The 15951-nt window shown below is 66.7% G+C and carries 15 protein-coding genes and 1 pseudogene; 4 read left to right on the top strand and 12 right to left on the bottom strand.

What is annotated here, in order from left to right:
* The first annotated feature begins 36 nt into the window (after nt 1-36).
* The gene (locus ACAG24_RS04170) at nt 37-207 is read left to right on the top strand and encodes a hypothetical protein (RefSeq protein ID WP_370471400.1); all 171 of its coding nucleotides are present in this window, start codon (nt 37-39) and stop codon (nt 205-207) included.
* On the top strand, nt 207-1727 hold the full coding sequence (locus ACAG24_RS04165; protein WP_370471399.1) for an alpha,alpha-trehalose-phosphate synthase (UDP-forming): 1521 nt from the start codon (nt 207-209) through the stop codon (nt 1725-1727). The genes ACAG24_RS04170 and ACAG24_RS04165 overlap by 1 nt, the downstream gene beginning before the upstream one ends.
* Here ACAG24_RS04165 and ACAG24_RS04160 read toward each other — a convergent pair.
* The 12 genes and pseudogenes from ACAG24_RS04160 to ACAG24_RS04105 all read right to left on the bottom strand — a co-directional run bounded on the left by ACAG24_RS04160 (nt 1714) and on the right by ACAG24_RS04105 (nt 13497).
* The gene (locus ACAG24_RS04160; protein WP_370471398.1) at nt 1714-2208 is read right to left on the bottom strand and encodes a mammalian cell entry protein; all 495 of its coding nucleotides are present in this window, start codon (nt 2206-2208) and stop codon (nt 1714-1716) included. The genes ACAG24_RS04165 and ACAG24_RS04160 overlap by 14 nt on opposite strands.
* Nucleotides 2208-2906 (bottom strand): Rv1363c family protein, encoded by a 699-nt coding sequence (locus tag ACAG24_RS04155; protein ID WP_370471397.1) that lies wholly within the window; start codon nt 2904-2906, stop codon nt 2208-2210. The genes ACAG24_RS04160 and ACAG24_RS04155 overlap by 1 nt, the downstream gene beginning before the upstream one ends.
* Before the next feature lie 17 nt (nt 2907-2923).
* Nucleotides 2924-4638 (bottom strand): annotated as a pseudogene (locus tag ACAG24_RS04150) (virulence factor Mce family protein).
* Nucleotides 4638-5804: an MCE family protein gene (locus ACAG24_RS04145; RefSeq protein ID WP_370471396.1), complete on the bottom strand. Its 1167-nt coding sequence runs from the start codon at nt 5802-5804 to the stop codon at nt 4638-4640. Before ACAG24_RS04145 ends, ACAG24_RS04150 begins: the two are co-directional and overlap by 1 nt.
* A 5-nt stretch (nt 5805-5809) precedes the next feature.
* Nucleotides 5810-7210 (bottom strand): MCE family protein, encoded by a 1401-nt coding sequence (locus ACAG24_RS04140; RefSeq protein ID WP_370471395.1) that lies wholly within the window; start codon nt 7208-7210, stop codon nt 5810-5812.
* Entirely contained in the window at nt 7207-8274 is a 1068-nt protein-coding gene (locus ACAG24_RS04135; protein ID WP_370471394.1) for an MCE family protein, read from the bottom strand. Before ACAG24_RS04135 ends, ACAG24_RS04140 begins: the two co-directional genes overlap by 4 nt.
* A complete protein-coding gene (locus ACAG24_RS04130; protein ID WP_370471393.1) occupies nt 8267-9295 on the bottom strand; it encodes an MCE family protein in 1029 nt (342 codons plus the stop codon). The genes ACAG24_RS04135 and ACAG24_RS04130 overlap by 8 nt, the downstream gene beginning before the upstream one ends.
* Nucleotides 9295-10497 carry an MCE family protein gene (locus tag ACAG24_RS04125; RefSeq protein WP_370471392.1) on the bottom strand — a complete coding sequence of 401 codons (1203 nt, stop codon included), beginning with the start codon at nt 10495-10497 and terminating at the stop codon, nt 9295-9297. The genes ACAG24_RS04130 and ACAG24_RS04125 overlap by 1 nt, the downstream gene beginning before the upstream one ends.
* 10 nt (nt 10498-10507) lie before the next feature.
* Nucleotides 10508-11350, bottom strand: coding sequence for an MlaE family ABC transporter permease (locus ACAG24_RS04120; protein ID WP_278038986.1), 843 nt, complete (start codon nt 11348-11350; stop codon nt 10508-10510).
* Nucleotides 11347-12111 (bottom strand): MlaE family ABC transporter permease, encoded by a 765-nt coding sequence (locus ACAG24_RS04115; protein WP_370471391.1) that lies wholly within the window; start codon nt 12109-12111, stop codon nt 11347-11349. Before ACAG24_RS04115 ends, ACAG24_RS04120 begins: the two co-directional genes overlap by 4 nt.
* Before the next feature lie 272 nt (nt 12112-12383).
* Nucleotides 12384-13292 carry a 3-oxoacyl-ACP reductase gene (locus ACAG24_RS04110; protein ID WP_445206164.1) on the bottom strand — a complete coding sequence of 303 codons (909 nt, stop codon included), beginning with the start codon at nt 13290-13292 and terminating at the stop codon, nt 12384-12386.
* A 13-nt stretch (nt 13293-13305) separates the two neighbouring features.
* Nucleotides 13306-13497, bottom strand: coding sequence for a ferredoxin (locus ACAG24_RS04105; RefSeq protein ID WP_370471390.1), 192 nt, complete (start codon nt 13495-13497; stop codon nt 13306-13308).
* Nucleotides 13498-13658: 161 nt separating this feature from the next.
* Between ACAG24_RS04105 and ACAG24_RS04100 the strand changes: the two genes are divergently transcribed.
* Together ACAG24_RS04100 and ACAG24_RS04095 are read left to right on the top strand one after the other, a co-directional pair.
* Nucleotides 13659-14840, top strand: a complete 1182-nt coding sequence (locus tag ACAG24_RS04100; protein WP_370471389.1) for an acyl-CoA dehydrogenase family protein — start codon at nt 13659-13661, stop codon at nt 14838-14840.
* Between the two features lie 12 nt (nt 14841-14852).
* On the top strand, nt 14853-15950 hold the full coding sequence (locus ACAG24_RS04095; RefSeq protein ID WP_370471388.1) for an acyl-CoA dehydrogenase family protein: 1098 nt from the start codon (nt 14853-14855) through the stop codon (nt 15948-15950).
* The last annotated feature ends 1 nt before the right edge of the window (nt 15951 follow it).

Raw genomic sequence — 15951 nt, 5'->3', positions numbered from 1 at the left:
TGGGAGTTGGCCAGAAGGTTGGCTAGGGTTACTTCTATGCCCGCGAAACCTGACCCCTCTGAGATCGGCGACGTCGAACCCATCGCCGACGTCACCGAGCGCCAGGCGCGCCGAGTCGTCGCCGCCTACGCCACCGACGCCGACGAGTGCCGCGTCTTCCTGTCGATGCTCGGCATCTCCGGACCCACGAAGCTCGCCGACGCGTAATGAGTTCCGAGAGCGGTCCGGAGGCCCGCTCCGGGGCACGGTCTGATGCTCCGCCTTCGGCTTCGGCCGACTTCGTCGTGGTGGCCAACCGGCTGCCGATCGACATGGTGCGGCTTCCCGACAGCACGACTGAGTTCAAGCGCAGCCCCGGCGGCCTCGTGACCGCACTGGAGCCGCTGCTGCGACGCAGGCACGGCGCGTGGATCGGCTGGCCCGGCACCCCGCAGGAAGCCGACGACCCGGATGCCGCCGACGAGCCCATCGAGCAGGACGACATGACGCTCGTGCCGGTGCGGCTGAGCGCCGAGGACGTCGCGGAATACTACGAGGGCTTCTCCAACGGCACGCTGTGGCCGCTGTACCACGACGTCATCGTCAAGCCGATCTACCACCGGGAGTGGTGGGACCACTACGTCGACGTCAACCGGCGCTTCGCCGAGGCCACCGCACGGACCGCCGCCGAAGGCGCCACGGTGTGGGTGCAGGACTATCAGCTGCAACTGGTCCCGAAGATGCTGCGGATGTTGCGGCCCGACCTGACGATCGGTTTCTTCCTGCACATCCCGTTTCCTCCGGTCGAGCTGTTCATGCAGATGCCGTGGCGCACCGAGATCATCGAGGGTCTGCTCGGCGCCGATCTCGTCGGGTTCCACCTGCCCGGCGGCGCGCAGAACTTCCTCATTCTGGCGCGGAGGTTGCTCGGCGCCACGACCTCACGCGGAAACGTCGGCGTGCGGTCCCGGTTCGGCGAGGTGCAGTTCGGCTTCCGCACCGTCAAGGTGGGGGCGTTCCCGATCTCCATCGACTCCGACGAACTCGACCAGCAGTCACGCACTCGGGCAATCCGTCAGCGCGCCAAGGAGATCCGCGCCGAGCTCGGTAACCCGCGCAAGATCCTCCTCGGTGTCGACCGCCTCGATTACACCAAGGGCATCGACGTGCGGTTACGCGCGTTCTCCGAACTGCTCGAAGAGGGTCGCATCGATCGCACGGACACCGTCCTGGTGCAGTTGGCCACCCCGAGCCGGGAACGCGTCGAAAGCTACATCGCGATGCGTGAGGACATCGAGCGTCAGGTGGGTCACGTCAACGGCGAGTTCGGTGAGGTCGGTCATCCCGTCCTGCACTATCTGCACCGCCCCATTCCGCGGGAAGACCTCGTCGCTTTTTTCGTCGCCGCGGACGTCATGCTCGTCACGCCGCTGCGCGACGGCATGAACCTGGTGGCCAAGGAGTACGTGGCCTGCCGCAGCGACCTCGGCGGCGCCCTGGTGCTCAGCGAATTCACCGGCGCCGCAGCCGAACTACGGCAGGCCTATCTGACCAACCCGCACCATCTCGAAGGCGTGAAGGACGCAATCGAGGCGGCGCTCACCCAGTCTCCCGAGGACGGCAGGCGCCGCATGCGCGCGATGCGCCGTCAGGTGCTCGCGCATGACGTGGACCGTTGGGCCCGTTCGTTCCTCGACGCGCTGGCCAACAAGCCGCAGCAGCCTGAACCCGATCTCAGATCGGAGTGATGTAGCTGATCAGCCACTTGCCGTCGACCTTTTCGTAGTCGACGCGCAGGCGGCTGCCGTCGTAGACGGGCTGGCCGTCCTTCTCCGTCACCGTCCGGTTCATGTACACCATCACCGAGGCCCTGGTGCGTTGCGCATCGAGCACGCCGGCGCCAACCACGTTGGCCTGGCTGATCAGCTGCCGCTGCCGTGCTTGCGGGATGATGTCCGTGTTCGCCCGGTTCTGGAACTCCTGGCGGTACGCCGGCGTCAACAGGGGGTAGATGTCGGTCAGGCTGCGCTCGACCGTCTGGTAGTCGTAGCCGAAGACCCGCGGAATCTGGTCCACGGCCAGCGGGGGCAGTTCGGCGCGGGCCGACTGCTCGCCGCGGAGCTGCACGCCGTCCCAGTACAGCCAGCCGCCGACGGCCCCGCCACCGATGAAAGCCACCGACAGCAGCACGATCAGCGCGCCCACGAGCCGGGCCGTGCGCTTGCTCATCAGTTGCCCCCGTCGGGGTACTTCAGGTCGTACCCGGTCATGTGGCCGTTGTCGTCCTCGTGCACGACCACCCGCAGCCGGTAGGGCTGCGACGGCTTGTTGGTGCCGTCCATGTCGGTGACCGTCACCCGCACCGACACCAGGACGGCGGCGTTGTTGGTGACGTCGTCGATCGACTCCAGCGCGGCGCCGTTGATGACGGCCTCGGAGCTGGCGTTGGTGTCGCGGAAGATCGCCTTGAGGTTGTCGACGTTGTTGTCCTGGCTGAGCATGTCGCGCAACGGCCCGCTGGTGCTGTCGACGAATCGATCCACACTCTGGTCGATGTCGTTCTGCGTGTACGAGAACATGTTGACGACGAGCTGCGACGCGGTGTCCACGAACTGCTGGTCGCGCGCCAATCGATCGCGCACGTCGGACTGGCTCGACATCATCCAGACGATCCCGCCCGCGAGCAGCCCGCCGAGAAGCACCAGCACCAGCGCGGCGGCCAGCGCCACCGGCCCCCGGTTGGCGGCCCTGCGCGGCGGCGGGGCCACCGGGGTCATCGAGAGCGGCTTGGCCGGACGCGAGACCGCGACCTTCACCTCGCCTGCGGGTGCTACCGGGGCCGACTCGGGTGCTCCCGCCGGTCCCGCTGCCCGCGATGCCCGGCGCCGCGCGGGGCGGCCTGCATCGCGGGGTGCCTCTTCTGTCACTGCTGTCCTACGCCTGCCTATGCCTGCTTGGGCGACAACATCAGGTCGACCCAGTTTTCTGCGGGCGCCAGTTTGTCAGTTCCCGGGGCGTACACGCCAGTTCCGCCTGCCGGGTCGACGAAGACGCCGTTCTGGTCGTAGCTGGCGCTGGCCTGGGCACCGCTTCTGCCGGCAACAACGGTCCCCCGGGCGCCGGGGGCGCGGCGGGCGGAGCGACCGGCGGCGGAGCCGCGGGCGGCGCGCCAGGAGCGGGCGGAGGCGCCAACGGCGGCCGGCCATACGGCGGCACCACCTGATCCGGCGGCGAGAAGTACGGCCACGGAGCCGGCATCTGACCGGGCTCGTTCGGCGGGTACGGCAGCGGGAACGGCGCATGCGGTGCCGGTCCCGGCCCTGGCGCCACCCCCGGCGGCAACTGTACCGACGGAGGACCCGGGTCGGGGTCCACCTGCGGCGGAATGTTCGGGAACTTGTTGGGCGGCAGGATGTTCCGGCCGTCGGTGATCGGCGTGCCGTACGGGACGGGCGGCCCGCGCCACGGGTTGCTGCCGATGGGCACATAGCCCTTCGGGTCGCGGCACAGCTGCACGGTGGGCGCCCGCTTGCCGGGGAACTCCTGGCACGGGTAGTTGCGCGCGCCGCGCACCACGCTCGGATCGTTCTGCGCCACCTTGCAGTACATGTCGGTGGGCAGCTCACGCAGCGTCGTGTCCGCCGGAGAGCGGATCTGGCTGGGTGGGATGAAGCCGACCGAGCACGGCGGCGGATCGCCGAGGTCGACCTTGAAGTCCAGCTTGCCGCCCTCGTCGGTGGGCAGCCCGCCGCCGACGGTGTTCAGGGCGGCGAGCAGAGCCGGGAACACCACGAGCGCATGCTCGAGCGACTTGTTGTAGATCACGCCGATGCGGCCGAAGTTCGCGAGATTGGCGGCCAGCACGGGGAATGTCGGCCGGATGCCTGCGAAGGTGGTGTTGGCCGCTTCGGTCGCGCCCGGCACCGTCTGCAATGTCTCGCGCAGCTGCGGATCGGCGTTGGCGACCTCACCGGTCAGCCGGGCCAGCCCGTCGGCCAGCGACCGGATGTCGTCCCCGCTGCGGATCTGAGCTTCCAGGAACGGGCCGGCCTGGTCGATCAGCTGAGATGTCTGCCCGTAACTGGAGTTGGCCTCGTCGATCAACAGGCGCGACGACTGGATCAGGCGTGCGAGCTCCGGACCGGATCCGTTGAACGCCTTGAAGCTCTCCCTCAGGAGGTCCTGCAACCGGCTGTCACCGACGCTGCTGACCAGCGCGTCGGCCTGCTGCAACAGGCCGTAGATGTCCTGGCCGATGGCGGTGCGGTCGAGGCCGATGTTGGAGCCGTCGGCCAGGGTCGCCTGGGAGGCGTCCTCCGGCGGGACGAGGTCGACGTACTGCTCGCCGACCGCCGAGACACTCTTCACCGTGGCGGTCACGTTCTGCGGAACCGGCGTACCGCTCTGGAGCCGCATGTGTGCGACGACCCCGTTGTCGCTCAGGCCCACCGACTCGACCCGCCCGACCGTGACACCCCGGTAGGTGACGTTGGCGTTCTCGTACAGACCGCCGCCCGCCGCGAAGTCGGCGGTGATGTTGTACGAGCCGATTCCCACGGCCTCGGGAAGGCGCAGATAGAAGATCGAGATGGAGCCGACGGTCAGCACGGTGACGACCGCGAAGATCATCAGCTGGATCCTGGAGAGGCGATCGATCATCAGGGCGCCCCCTCGTGCTGAGTCGCGGTACCCGGCGGGATCTTGAACGGATCAGCCGCCTGCCCGGACAGGTTCGACGTGGCGCCGACGAGGAAGTCGGGGGTGTTGATGATCTCGTTCATCCGCTTCATGTTCGGGTCCAACCCCAGCGACGTCGTCAGGACCGTCTCCCCCAACCGCCGCAGCGTCAGGTCGAAGGTCACGAACACGTTCAGGTAATCGCCGCGCACGGCCCGACGCAGATACTTGTAGTGGAACGGGAACGTCGGCAGGAACTCCAGACTCTTGATGAAGTAGTCAGCGTTGTCGTTGAGCGCCTTGATGATCGGGTAAAGATCCTTGAAATCCGCCGCGAAGTCGTCCTTGGTCTCCTGCAGGACCCGTGACCCCAGCGTTGCGAAGGTGCGCAGCGCGGCGAACGCGTCGACGATGTTGGTGCGGTTGCGGTTGAGCACGTCCAGCGCGGCGGGCAACGTGTCCAGGGTGCGGCCGAGACTGTCCTTGCTGCGGGCCAGGATCCCGGCGAACCGGTCGAGTCCTTCGGCGGCCGCGATGATGTCATCGGTTTGGCGGTCCAGTGAACTGGTCAATTCCGCCAGCCGCGGGATCAGCTCGCCGAACGTGCCCTCACGGCCCACCACCGCGGTGTAGGCCTCGTCGGTGATGTCCTGCACCGCACCGAGATTGCCCTTGTTGACGACGACGCCGAGCGAGGACAGGACTTCCTCGGTGCTCGGATACCTGGCGGTGTTCTCCTCCGGGATCTCCGAGCCCTCCACGAGGCGACCGACGGGCCTGTCGACCGGTTCGGCGAGTTCGATGTGCTGCGAACCCAGCAGCGACGTCTGGGCCACCCTGGCGATGGCGTTACTCGGCAGCTCGACGTTGCGATCCAGGGACAGCTTCACGGCGGCGAAGAACGTGCCGTCCTCGCGTTGCACCGCCTCGATGCCCGACACGCTGCCCACGGTGACGTCGTCGACCATGACCGGCGAGTTCTGCGGCAGCGTGGTGACATTCGGCAGCTGCACCGTGACGGTGTACGAACCGGAGCCGTGCCCCGCCGTACCCGGCATGTCGAGGGAGTTGAGACCACCGAACTGGCAGCCCGCCAGCAGCACCGACAGCGAACCCAACGCCACCGCTTTACGCGAAATCGATGTCATCCGCATCATCCGACTGCACCTCCCGGGGCCGGCGCAGGAACCGGGACCGCGCCTGGCGCAACGGTTTCCGGTCCACCGACGTGCGAGGAGGACCCTTGCGCTGCGGCCGCACCGGGCTCGGCCTCAGGCGCCGGCGGCAACAACAGCGACGCGAGGTCGGCATCGGGCGGGATCACGGGCGGGGTGACGCCGGGCGCGTTCTGCCATTGCAGGTACGGCACGGGCGTCTCGGCCTTCGCTTCGGTCGCGGGAGTGTCGTAGATGACCTGCCCCTTGTAGGCGGTGATGCTGTTGATCGGGTGGAACAGCACCGGCGGGTAGTTCATCGCGATGCGCTTGAACACCGGACCCATGCGCTGCCTGCAGATCTCGGCACGCTTGTAGTTGTCCGGTGAGGCACCGACATCGAAGGTGCCGCCGCAGATGAACTGCACGGGGTTGCCGAAGTTCGGCAGCGACAGCAGCCCGCCGACGGTGCCCTGCGCGGGGTTGTAGATGTTGTAGAAGTTCGACAGGCCGTTGGGGGTGACGTGGAGAACCTGCTCGATGTCGTCGCTGTGATCGGTCAGGATCTGCGTGAAATCCGCCAGTTTGGCGACCTGGTCGATCAGCGCCTCGTTGTTCTCGTTCAGGAGGCCGCGGACGTCGCCGAGCGCCTGGTTGAGCGTGCCCAACGTGTTGTCCAGATCGGTCGCGCTGTCGGCGAGCACCTGCGACACCGACGCGACGTGGTTGGTGAACTGGACGATCTGCTCGTTGCTGTTCGACAGCGCGTCGACGAGAACCTGCAGATTGCGAATCGTGCCGAACAGGTCGACGCGCGAATCTCCCAGGCGCCCGGTCGTTTGCGACAGCTCGCGAATGGCCTGGCGGAAGGTGTCGCCGTTCCCGTCGAAGGTGTCGGCCGCCTGGTTGACGAACTGGGTGAGCGGCCCCTGCACCGAACCCTGCTGCGGCCCGAGCTGGGCGCTCAGCTCCGTCAGTTGCTCCTTGACCTCGTCCCACTCCACGGGCACCGCGGTCCGATCCGGACCGATCTCGGCGCCGTCGGCCATCACCGCACCGCCGGTGTAGGCGGGCGTCAGCTGGATGAACCTGGCGGCCACCAGGTTCGGCGCGATGATGAGCGCCTGCGCGTTCTCGGGCACCTTGACGCCGTCGTCGATCGACATCGTGATCTTGACGTCGGTCGCGCGCGGCTCGATCGAATCGATGCTTCCGACCGGCACACCGATGATGCGTACCTCATCCCCGGAGTAGAGGCCCACCGCGGACTCGAAGTACGCGACGACCTTGTTGCCGGTGCGCGACGGCCACACGAGGTAGGCGCCGATGGCGAGCACGGCCACCAGCACCACGGCCACCACGGCCCGCAGTGTGCGGTTCTGTGAAATGTTCTGGCTCATGGCGACTTCGGCCTGATGATCATGCGCTCGGAGATGAACCCGCGCAGGTAGTCGGCGAGGCTGTCCGGCAACTTGCCGGGTTGGAAGTAGGAGTCGAGCAGCACCTCGGCGAGGGATGCCGGGGGCAGACCGTACAGGTTGATGTTGAAGCCGGAGCCCGAACCCACCACCTCGCCGAGCGCCGTCGCGTACGGCGGCAGGCGCTTGAGCGCCTCGCCGATGTGTTCGCGCCGCTCGAGCAGGTTGTCCATCACGAGATTGAGCTTCTCCAGCGCGGGGCCGAACTCCACCTTGTTGTCCGCCACGAACCCCGAAAGTTGCTCGGAGACATCGTCGATGCCCGCGATCAGGTTGCTCAGCGCCTGGCGACGTTCGTCGAGCGCGGCGAAAAGCAGGTTGCCGTCGACGATCAACTGGTTGACCTGACCGGCCCGCTGGGCGAGCAGGTCCGACACCCGCTTGGCGTGCCCGAGCAGCTGCTCCAGCGCCTCGTCGCGCTTGTTGAGGCTGCGGGACAGGTCGGTGACGCCCTGCAGCGCGCTGCGCAGGTGCGGCGTCGCATCGCGCAACGAGTCCGTCAGGGTCTGCAGCGCCATCTCGAAGCGCGGCTTGTCGAGTTCACTCGCGTTCTGACCCAGATCCTGCAGCGCGGTATTCAGCGTGTACGGAGTCGTCGTGCGTCCCAACGGGATCGACGTCTCCGACCCGCTGCCCTTCGGGGTGACGGCGAGCGACTTCTCGCCCAGCACGGTGTCGGTCTTGATCGACACCAGCGACTGGTCGCCGACGCGCACACTCCGGTCCACCGTGAAGGTCACCTTGGCCGCGTCGCCGGCCAGCGCGACACCGGTCACCTTGCCGACCTTGATGCCGGACACGTTGACGTCATTGCCGGGCGTGATGCCGCCCGCGTCGGTGAAGAACGCCTCGTAGTTCTTGCCCTGCGGCATGAACGGCAGGTTGGCGTAGCCGAACGACACCAACACCAGGCACGTGACCAGCACGATGCCGAAGATCCCGGTGCGGAGCGGGTTACTCGAGTCTCTGGGTCCAGGCCTAGCCATCTTCGGAACACCTCCCCTTCGACGGATCGGGCGGTCCACCGAACGGGATCAGGATGTCGCTGCCCGCCGGGCCGTTGATCTTCATGCGGATGGAGCAGTAGTAGATGTTGAAGAAGGCTCCGTAGGCGCCGAGCGCGTTGAGACGCAGATAGTTCTCCGCCAGCGGCTCGATCACTTTGTTGACGTCGTCCTTGCGCTCGTCCAGACGCTGCGCCAGCGGACGTGCGTTCTCGATGACGCCCTGCACCGGCCTGCGCGATTCCTGCAGCATCTCGGTGAGGTCGACCTCTGCCTGGGCCAGCGGTCCGATGGCTCCGGCAATGGGGTCGCGCCCTTCGGCCAGTCCGGTCAGCAGCTGCTGCAGGCGGTCGACGCTGGCGTCGAACTCGGCGCCTTTCTCGTCGACGGTGCCCAGCACGGTGTTCAGGTTCGTGATGACGTCACCGATCAGTTGGTCACGGGCGGCGAGGTTCTGCGTGAACGCGCTGGTGCTGGAGAGCATGCTCGACAGCGCACCGCCCTGGCCCTGGAGAAGTTCGATGACCGCGTTGCTGATCTCGTTGATCTTGTCGCCGTCGAGGCCTTTCAGAACGGGCCTCAGACCACCGAGCAGCGCGTCGAGGTCGAGGGCCGCTTCGGTGTTGGTGATGGTGCCGCCGCGCGGGAGCTTGACGAGATCGCCGGGCCCCGAGGTGATCTCGAGGTATCGGTCACCGACCAGGTTCTCGTAGCGCACGACCGCCTTGGTCGAGGTGTAGAGCTGGTACTTCTTGTTCACCGTGAACGCGACGTCGACGGTGTTGTCGGGATTGAGGGAGATGTCCTCGACGGTGCCCACGGGCACACCCGCGATGCGGACGTCCTGGCCGCCCTTCAGGCGGGACGCGTCGGAGAAGGTCGCATGGTACTTCTCGTCGGAGCCGAACCGGAATTCACCGAAGATCACGACGAGCATGCCCGCCACCAACAGCATGACGACGGTGAAGACCGAGACGTTGACGAGGGTACGGCGGTGATTCACTAGAAGTCGTCCCTCTCTGCGTAAGCGCCGTTGAACAGGAACTGCAGCGTCGACGGTGCGTCGAACTGCAACTCGGTGTTCGGCTGGTAGGGAACGTAGGCGTTGTCGGTCACCAGGAACGGCGTGCGGTACCAGCTGCCGCCGAACTGCTTGCTCGGAACATCGGGCAGGCCACGGCAATTCGGCCCGCCGGACGCGTTCACGATGGGCAGGCTCTCCGGGTAGGTGTAGGCAGGCGCACCGGGGATGAAGCTGGACGACACGAAGAGACCGGGGCGGGTGCCTCCGATGACCGGCGCGAAACGGTCGATCGCGTTGGCGGTGCCCTTGAGCACGCACGGAATCACCGGAGAGTATTCGCCGGCCACCTTCAACGGGGCGCGCAGCCGCTGGATGGCGGCGATGTAGTTGTCGGCGGCGGGTTCCAGCGTCGCGGTGCCGTTGTTAGCGAGACCGGTCGCGGCCAGCAGCGTCGCGTTGAGGTTGTCCTCCTCGTCGACGATGGTCTGCGAGAGTTGCGGCGCGTTCTCGAGGATCCGGACCAGATCGGGGGCGGCGTCGGCGTAGATGTTCGCGACGTCGGCGGCCTGACGCAGGTCCTGCTGCACCGTCGGGAGCTTCGGATTGAGCTGCGCCAGATACGTGTTCAGACCCGACATCAATTCACCGACGTCGTCGCCGTTGCCGCGCAGTCCCTCGCCGAGCGCGGACAGGGTGGCGTTGAGGTTGATCGGGTCGATCTTCTGCAGCACGTCGGTCAGGGTCTGGAACAGCGTGTTGACTTCGAGCTGGACGTCCTCGGCCCTGACCTCGGCGCCGGACTCCAGCGCCGTGGGCTTCGGATCCTCCGGGGGAAGGAACTCGACGGCCTTGGCCCCGAAGATGGTGGTGCCCGCGATCCGCACGGGCGCGTTCGACGGGATGTAGCGCAGCTCGCCGCTACGGATGGCCAGCGTCAGCTTCGCCTGGTTGCCCGCGTACTCGATCGACTCGACCTCGCCGACCTGGATGCCGCGGTACTTGACCTTGGCCTTGTCTTCCATGACCAGGCCGGCCCGTGGGGACAGCACCGTCACGGTGTCGGTCGAGGTGAACGCCGCCGTGTAGGACAGGTAGGTGAAGACCGCGGCGACGAGCACCAGCGCAGCGAGAATCGCCGCAGCAATCCTCACGTGGCTGCGCTTGGCGTCACCGTCGGCCATGGAATCCCGCCTATCCCGAGAGATTGAAGTTGCCGGACGCGCCGTAGACGGCGAGAGAGATGAACAGCACGATCGTCACGACCACGATCAGCGAGGTGCGCACCGCCTGTCCGACGGCGATGCCCACGCCCACGGGGCCACCCGAGGCGTTGTAGCCGTAGTAGGTGTGCACGAGCATCACCGCGATCGACATGACGATGGCCTGTAGGAACGACCACAGCAGATCGCTCGGGATCAGGAACGTGTTGAAGTAATGGTCGTACAGACCGGCGGACTGCCCGTTGATGTAGACCGTGGTGAACCGCGCCGCGAAGAACGCGGCCAGCACCGAGAGTGCGTACAACGGGACGATCGCGATGAGCCCGGCCATCAGCCGCGTGGACACCAGGTACGACACCGAGTGCACCGCCATCGATTCGACGGCATCGATCTCCTCGGCCACGCGCATCGCGCCCAGCTGCGCCGTCGCGCCTGCTCCGATGGTCGCCGCCAGAGCGATGCCTGCGATCACCGGGGCCACGATGCGGACGTTGAGGAACGCCGACAGGAAGCCGGTGAGCGCCTCGATACCGATGTTGCCGAGCGAGGAGTAGCCCTGCACGGCGATGACGCCACCGGAGGCCAGCGTCATGAACGCGGCGACGCCGACCGTGCCGCCGATCATCACGAGTGCGCCCGTGCCCATGGTCATCTCGGCGATGAGACGGATCGTCTCCTTGCGATACCGGGTCACCGCGTTGGGGATGTAGCGGATCGACTCCCCATAGAACAGTGCCTGCTCGCCGACTCCGTCGACGATCTTGGGCACGCCGCGGAACAGGCGGCGGAATCGGACCGTGGCGTCGTAACTCATTTGACCAACACCCGGACGCCGATCGCCGTCATGATCACGTTGATCACGAACAGGCAGATGAACGCGTAGACGACCGTCTCGTTGACGGCGTTACCGACACCCTTGGGCCCGCCCTTGACGGTGAGGCCGCGATAGCAGCCGACGAGACCCGCGACCACACCGAACAGCAGGGCCTTGATCTCGGCGAGGATCAGCTCGGGCAGGCCGGTGAGCACAGTGAGTCCGTTGATGAACGCGCCGGGATTCACGCCCTGCAGGAACACGGAGAAGACGTAACCGCCGGACAGGCCGATGAGGCAGACCAGCCCGTTGAGCAGCAGGGCGACGAACGTCGACGCCAGGACACGCGGCACGACCAGACGCTGGATGGGATCGATGCCCAGCACCCGCATCGCGTCGATCTCCTCGCGGATGGTGCGCGCTCCGAGGTCGGCGCAGATCGCGGTGGCGCCCGCGCCCGCGACGACGAGCACCGTCACCACCGGCCCCAGCTGGGTGATCGTGCCGAACGCGGTTCCCGCGCCCGAAAGGTCGGCCGCGCCGATCTCCCGCAGCAGGATGTTCAGCGTGAAGGCCACCAGCACCGTGAACGGGATCGCGACCAGAAGTGTCGGCACCAACGAGACGCGGGCGATCATCCAGGTCTGTTCGAGGAATTCCCGGAACTGAAAGGGGCGACGGAAGGTTTTGACGAAAGTGTCCAGGGACATTTCGACGAACCCGCCTACGGCCCGCGCAGGCGCCGCAAGCGTTTCGATCAACCTCGGCTCCGTTCTCGGGACGGGGTGGGAAGTGCATGCCCGCGTACCGACCTGTGGCGAATTGCCCGGCACTAGCGGTCCGCGTTCTGTTCCCACCCCTGTGTTAAGCAGCGCTCTTAGTGAGCCGCATCATATTAACTAGAACGTGTTCGCAGTGTCAAAGAACGGCGGAAACGCCTCAAATTGTTATATTTGCGCTGTTCAAAGCCACTGTGACGTAGGTCATCCTAGAACGTGTTCTAACCGCCTGGCGGGCATGACAACCAAGACTGTCAGTCTCGATCGCCCAGCCCCATCGATGCCGAGAAACTCTTTTCGGGATCGCGGTCAGCAAAGTAATTCTTCAATTCGTCGGACAGCGCCGAGGGATCCCAGGCGTCGCCGTCCGCACTGAATTGCCGCTCCGCCGTCGGAGCCGCAATGAGGGTCACCGTCGGACCATAAACGATGAAGAGCTGTCCGTTGACCCCTTCCGCAGCCGGAGAAGCTAAGAATCGGACCAGGTTCACGACGTGCTCCGGGGACAGCGGATCGACGGCGCCGTCGGACAGCTCCGGGGCATCGCCGAACACCCCGGCCGTCATGGCCGTTCGCGCTCGCGGCGCGATGGCGTTCGCCCGCACTCCGAAGCGGCCGAGGGCGCGCGCCGCCGACAGCGTCAGCGCGGTGATGCCGGCCTTGGCTGCGCCGTAATTGGGCTGCCCGACCGGGCCGGACAGGCCGGCCTCGGACGACGTGTTGATGATCCGCCCATAGATCTGGCCGTCCCCGGCCTTGGCCTTCGACCGCCAGTAGGTGGCAGCGTTGCGGGTCAGCAGGAAGTGGCCCCGCAGGTGGACCGCGATGACGGCGTCCCACTCCTCGTCGGTCATGTTGAACAGGATGCGGTCGCGGGTGATGCCTGCGTTGTTGACGACGATCGCGAGCCCACCGAGCCCGTCGGCGGTCTCGACCAGCTCGTCGGCGGTCGAGCGCTCGCTGATGTCGCCGGCAACCGCGACGCCCTTGGCGCCCGCCGAGGAGATCTCGTCGAGGACGTCGGACTTGTCGAGCGCCGGGGCGATGTCGTTGACCACGACGGTCGCGCCCGCCTTGGCGAGCCCGATGGCCTCCGCGCGGCCGAGGCCGGCGGCGGCTCCGGTGACGACGGCGACGTGGCCGGACAGATCAATGTCAGACAAAGTACTAATACCTCTAGTCGTGTCGGATCAGGGCGGCTCGGGGGCACTCGGCGATGGACTGTTCGGCCACCGCCTCCTCTTCTGCGGGTACGGGATCGGCCTTGACGACGGCGTAGTCGTCGTCATCGAGGTCGAACAGGTCGGGGGCTATTCCGACACACACCGCGTTGCCTTCGCAACGGTCACGATCCACTTCCACTCGCATGAGTCTCTCCTGTCGGTCCGGGCTGTTGGTCCGATCTTGCCGGGCACCCAGTGTCGCAGCACCCTGGACCCCAAGACTAGAACGTGTTACAACCGGGGAGGAACCGAGGGCTGGAACAGGCACCTTCGAATCAAGGCTCGCAGATAAGTGAGGACGACGCGATGCGTATCGGCTACACCCCTGAACAGGAGGAGTTGCGTCGCGAACTGCGTGCGTACTTCACCAAGCTCATGACGCCCGAGCGCGCCGAGGCGTTGGCCGCCAGCGACGGCGAGATGGGCCGCGGCAACGTCTACCGCGAGACCGTGCAGCAGATGGGCAAGGATGGGTGGTTGACGCTCAACTGGCCCAAGGAGTACGGCGGCCAGGAGCGCACGCCGATGGAGAGCCTGATCTTCAACGACGAGGCCGCCATCGCGAACGTGCCGGTGCCGTTCCTGACCATCAACAGCGTCGCGCCGACGATCATGCACTTCGGTACCGACGAGCAGAAGAAGTTCTTCCTGCCGAAGATCGCGGCGGGAGAGCTGCATTTCTCGATCGGCTATTCGGAGCCGGGCGCAGGTACCGACCTCGCGTCGCTGCGCACCACCGCGGTGCACGACGGCGACGACTACGTGATCAACGGCCAGAAGATGTGGACGAGCCTGATCGCCTACGCCGACTATGTGTGGCTGGCCGTACGCACCAACCCCGAGGCCAAGAAGCACCGTGGCATCTCGATGCTGATCGTGCCGACCACAGCCGAGGGTTTCTCCTGGACGCCGGTGCACACCATGGCCGGCGTCGACACCAGCGCCACCTATTACCAGGACGTGCGGGTGCCGAAGACGGCACTGGTCGGCGAGGAGAACGGCGGCTGGAAGCTCGTCACCAACCAGCTCAACCACGAACGCGTCGCCCTGGTGTCGGCGCAGCCGATCTTCCTCGCGCTCAACAGTGTTCGCGAGTGGGCCCAGAACACCAAGGACGCCCACGGCAACCGGCTCATCGACTCCGAGTGGGTGCAGCTGAACCTGGCCCGGGTGCACGCCAAGGCCGAGGTGCTCAAGCTCATCAACTGGGAGCTCGCTTCCGCAGACGACGTCGCGCCGTCACCGGCCGACGCATCCGCGGCCAAGGTGTACGGGACGGAACTCGCGACCGAGGCGTACCGGCTGCTGATGGAGGTGCTGGGCACCGCCGCGACGCTGCGGACGAATTCCCCCGGTGCGCTGCTGCGGGGCCGCATCGAACGCATGCACCGGTCCTGCCTGATCCTGACGTTCGGTGGCGGTACCAACGAAATTCAGCGCGACATCATCGGCATGGTCGCGCTCGGCCTGCCCCGAGTGAACCGGTAGAGGGACTCAACCATGGATTTCAAGACGACCGAAGCCAGTGAAGACCTTGGCGGTCTGGTGCGCACGATCACCGAATCGGTGTCCACACCGGAGCGTCAGCGCGAGCTCGACGGGCTCGACGAGCGTTTCGACAGGACGCTGTGGGGCAAGCTGATCGACGCCGACATCCTGTCGACGACATCCCCGGAATCGTTGGGAGGCGGCGGTTTCGGAGTGCTGGAAGAGGTCGCCGTGCTGGTCGCCCTCGGTCGCCAGCTCGCCGCGGTTCCGTATCTCGAATCGGTGGTGCTCGGCGCCGGGACTCTCGCCAAGTTCGGCTCCGAGTCGCTGCAGCAGGAGTGGGCGGCGCCCGCCATTAAGGGCGACACGATCATCGCCATCGCGCTCGACGGCGAGATGGGCGAGGGACCGGTGCGGGCCCAGGGCAGCGGTGACGGCTTCACGCTGACGGGCACCAGGACCCAGGTGGCGTTCGCGGCCAGCGCCGACGCGTTCCTGGTTCCGGCGGAGACGGATTCCGGCCTGGCGGTTTTCCTGGTCGCCGCGAGTGACGCCGGTGTCTCTGTCACAGCGCTCGACACGACCGGGCACGGCAGTGTCGGCGCGCTGGAACTGCAGGGTGTCAGCGTCGGCGCGGACCGCCGGGTCGGCGGTGCCGAGGTCTTCGACTGGCTGGTGACGCGGAATGCGCTGGCCCGCAGCGCCTATCAGCTCGGTGTTGTGGAGCGCGCGCTGGAAATGACGGCGGCCTACGCGCGCGAGCGCGAACAGTTCGACCGTCCGATCGGCAGCTTCCAGGCCGTGTCGTCGCGGCTGGCCGACGGCTACATCGACATCAAGGGCCTGCGCCTGACATTGACGCAGGCTGCGTGGCGGCTCTCCGAGGACCTGCCTGCCGACGTCGATGTGGCCAGCGCCGCGTTCTGGGCGGCCGAGGCGGGCCACCGCGTCGCGCACACCACGGTGCACGTCCACGGCGGAGTCGGCATCGACACCGACCATCCGGTGCACCGGTACTTCCTGGCCGCCAAACAGACAGAGTTCGCACTCGGCGGGGCGACAGGGCAGCTGCTGCGCATCGGCCGCGAACTCGCCGACACCCCAGCCTGAC

The organism is Mycobacterium bulgaricum (assembly GCF_041287165.2).
Taxonomy (GTDB): Bacteria; Actinomycetota; Actinomycetes; order Mycobacteriales; family Mycobacteriaceae; genus Mycobacterium; species Mycobacterium bulgaricum.
Note: the sequence above shows the minus strand (reverse complement) of the source record. Positions and strands in the feature narration are given on the sequence as shown.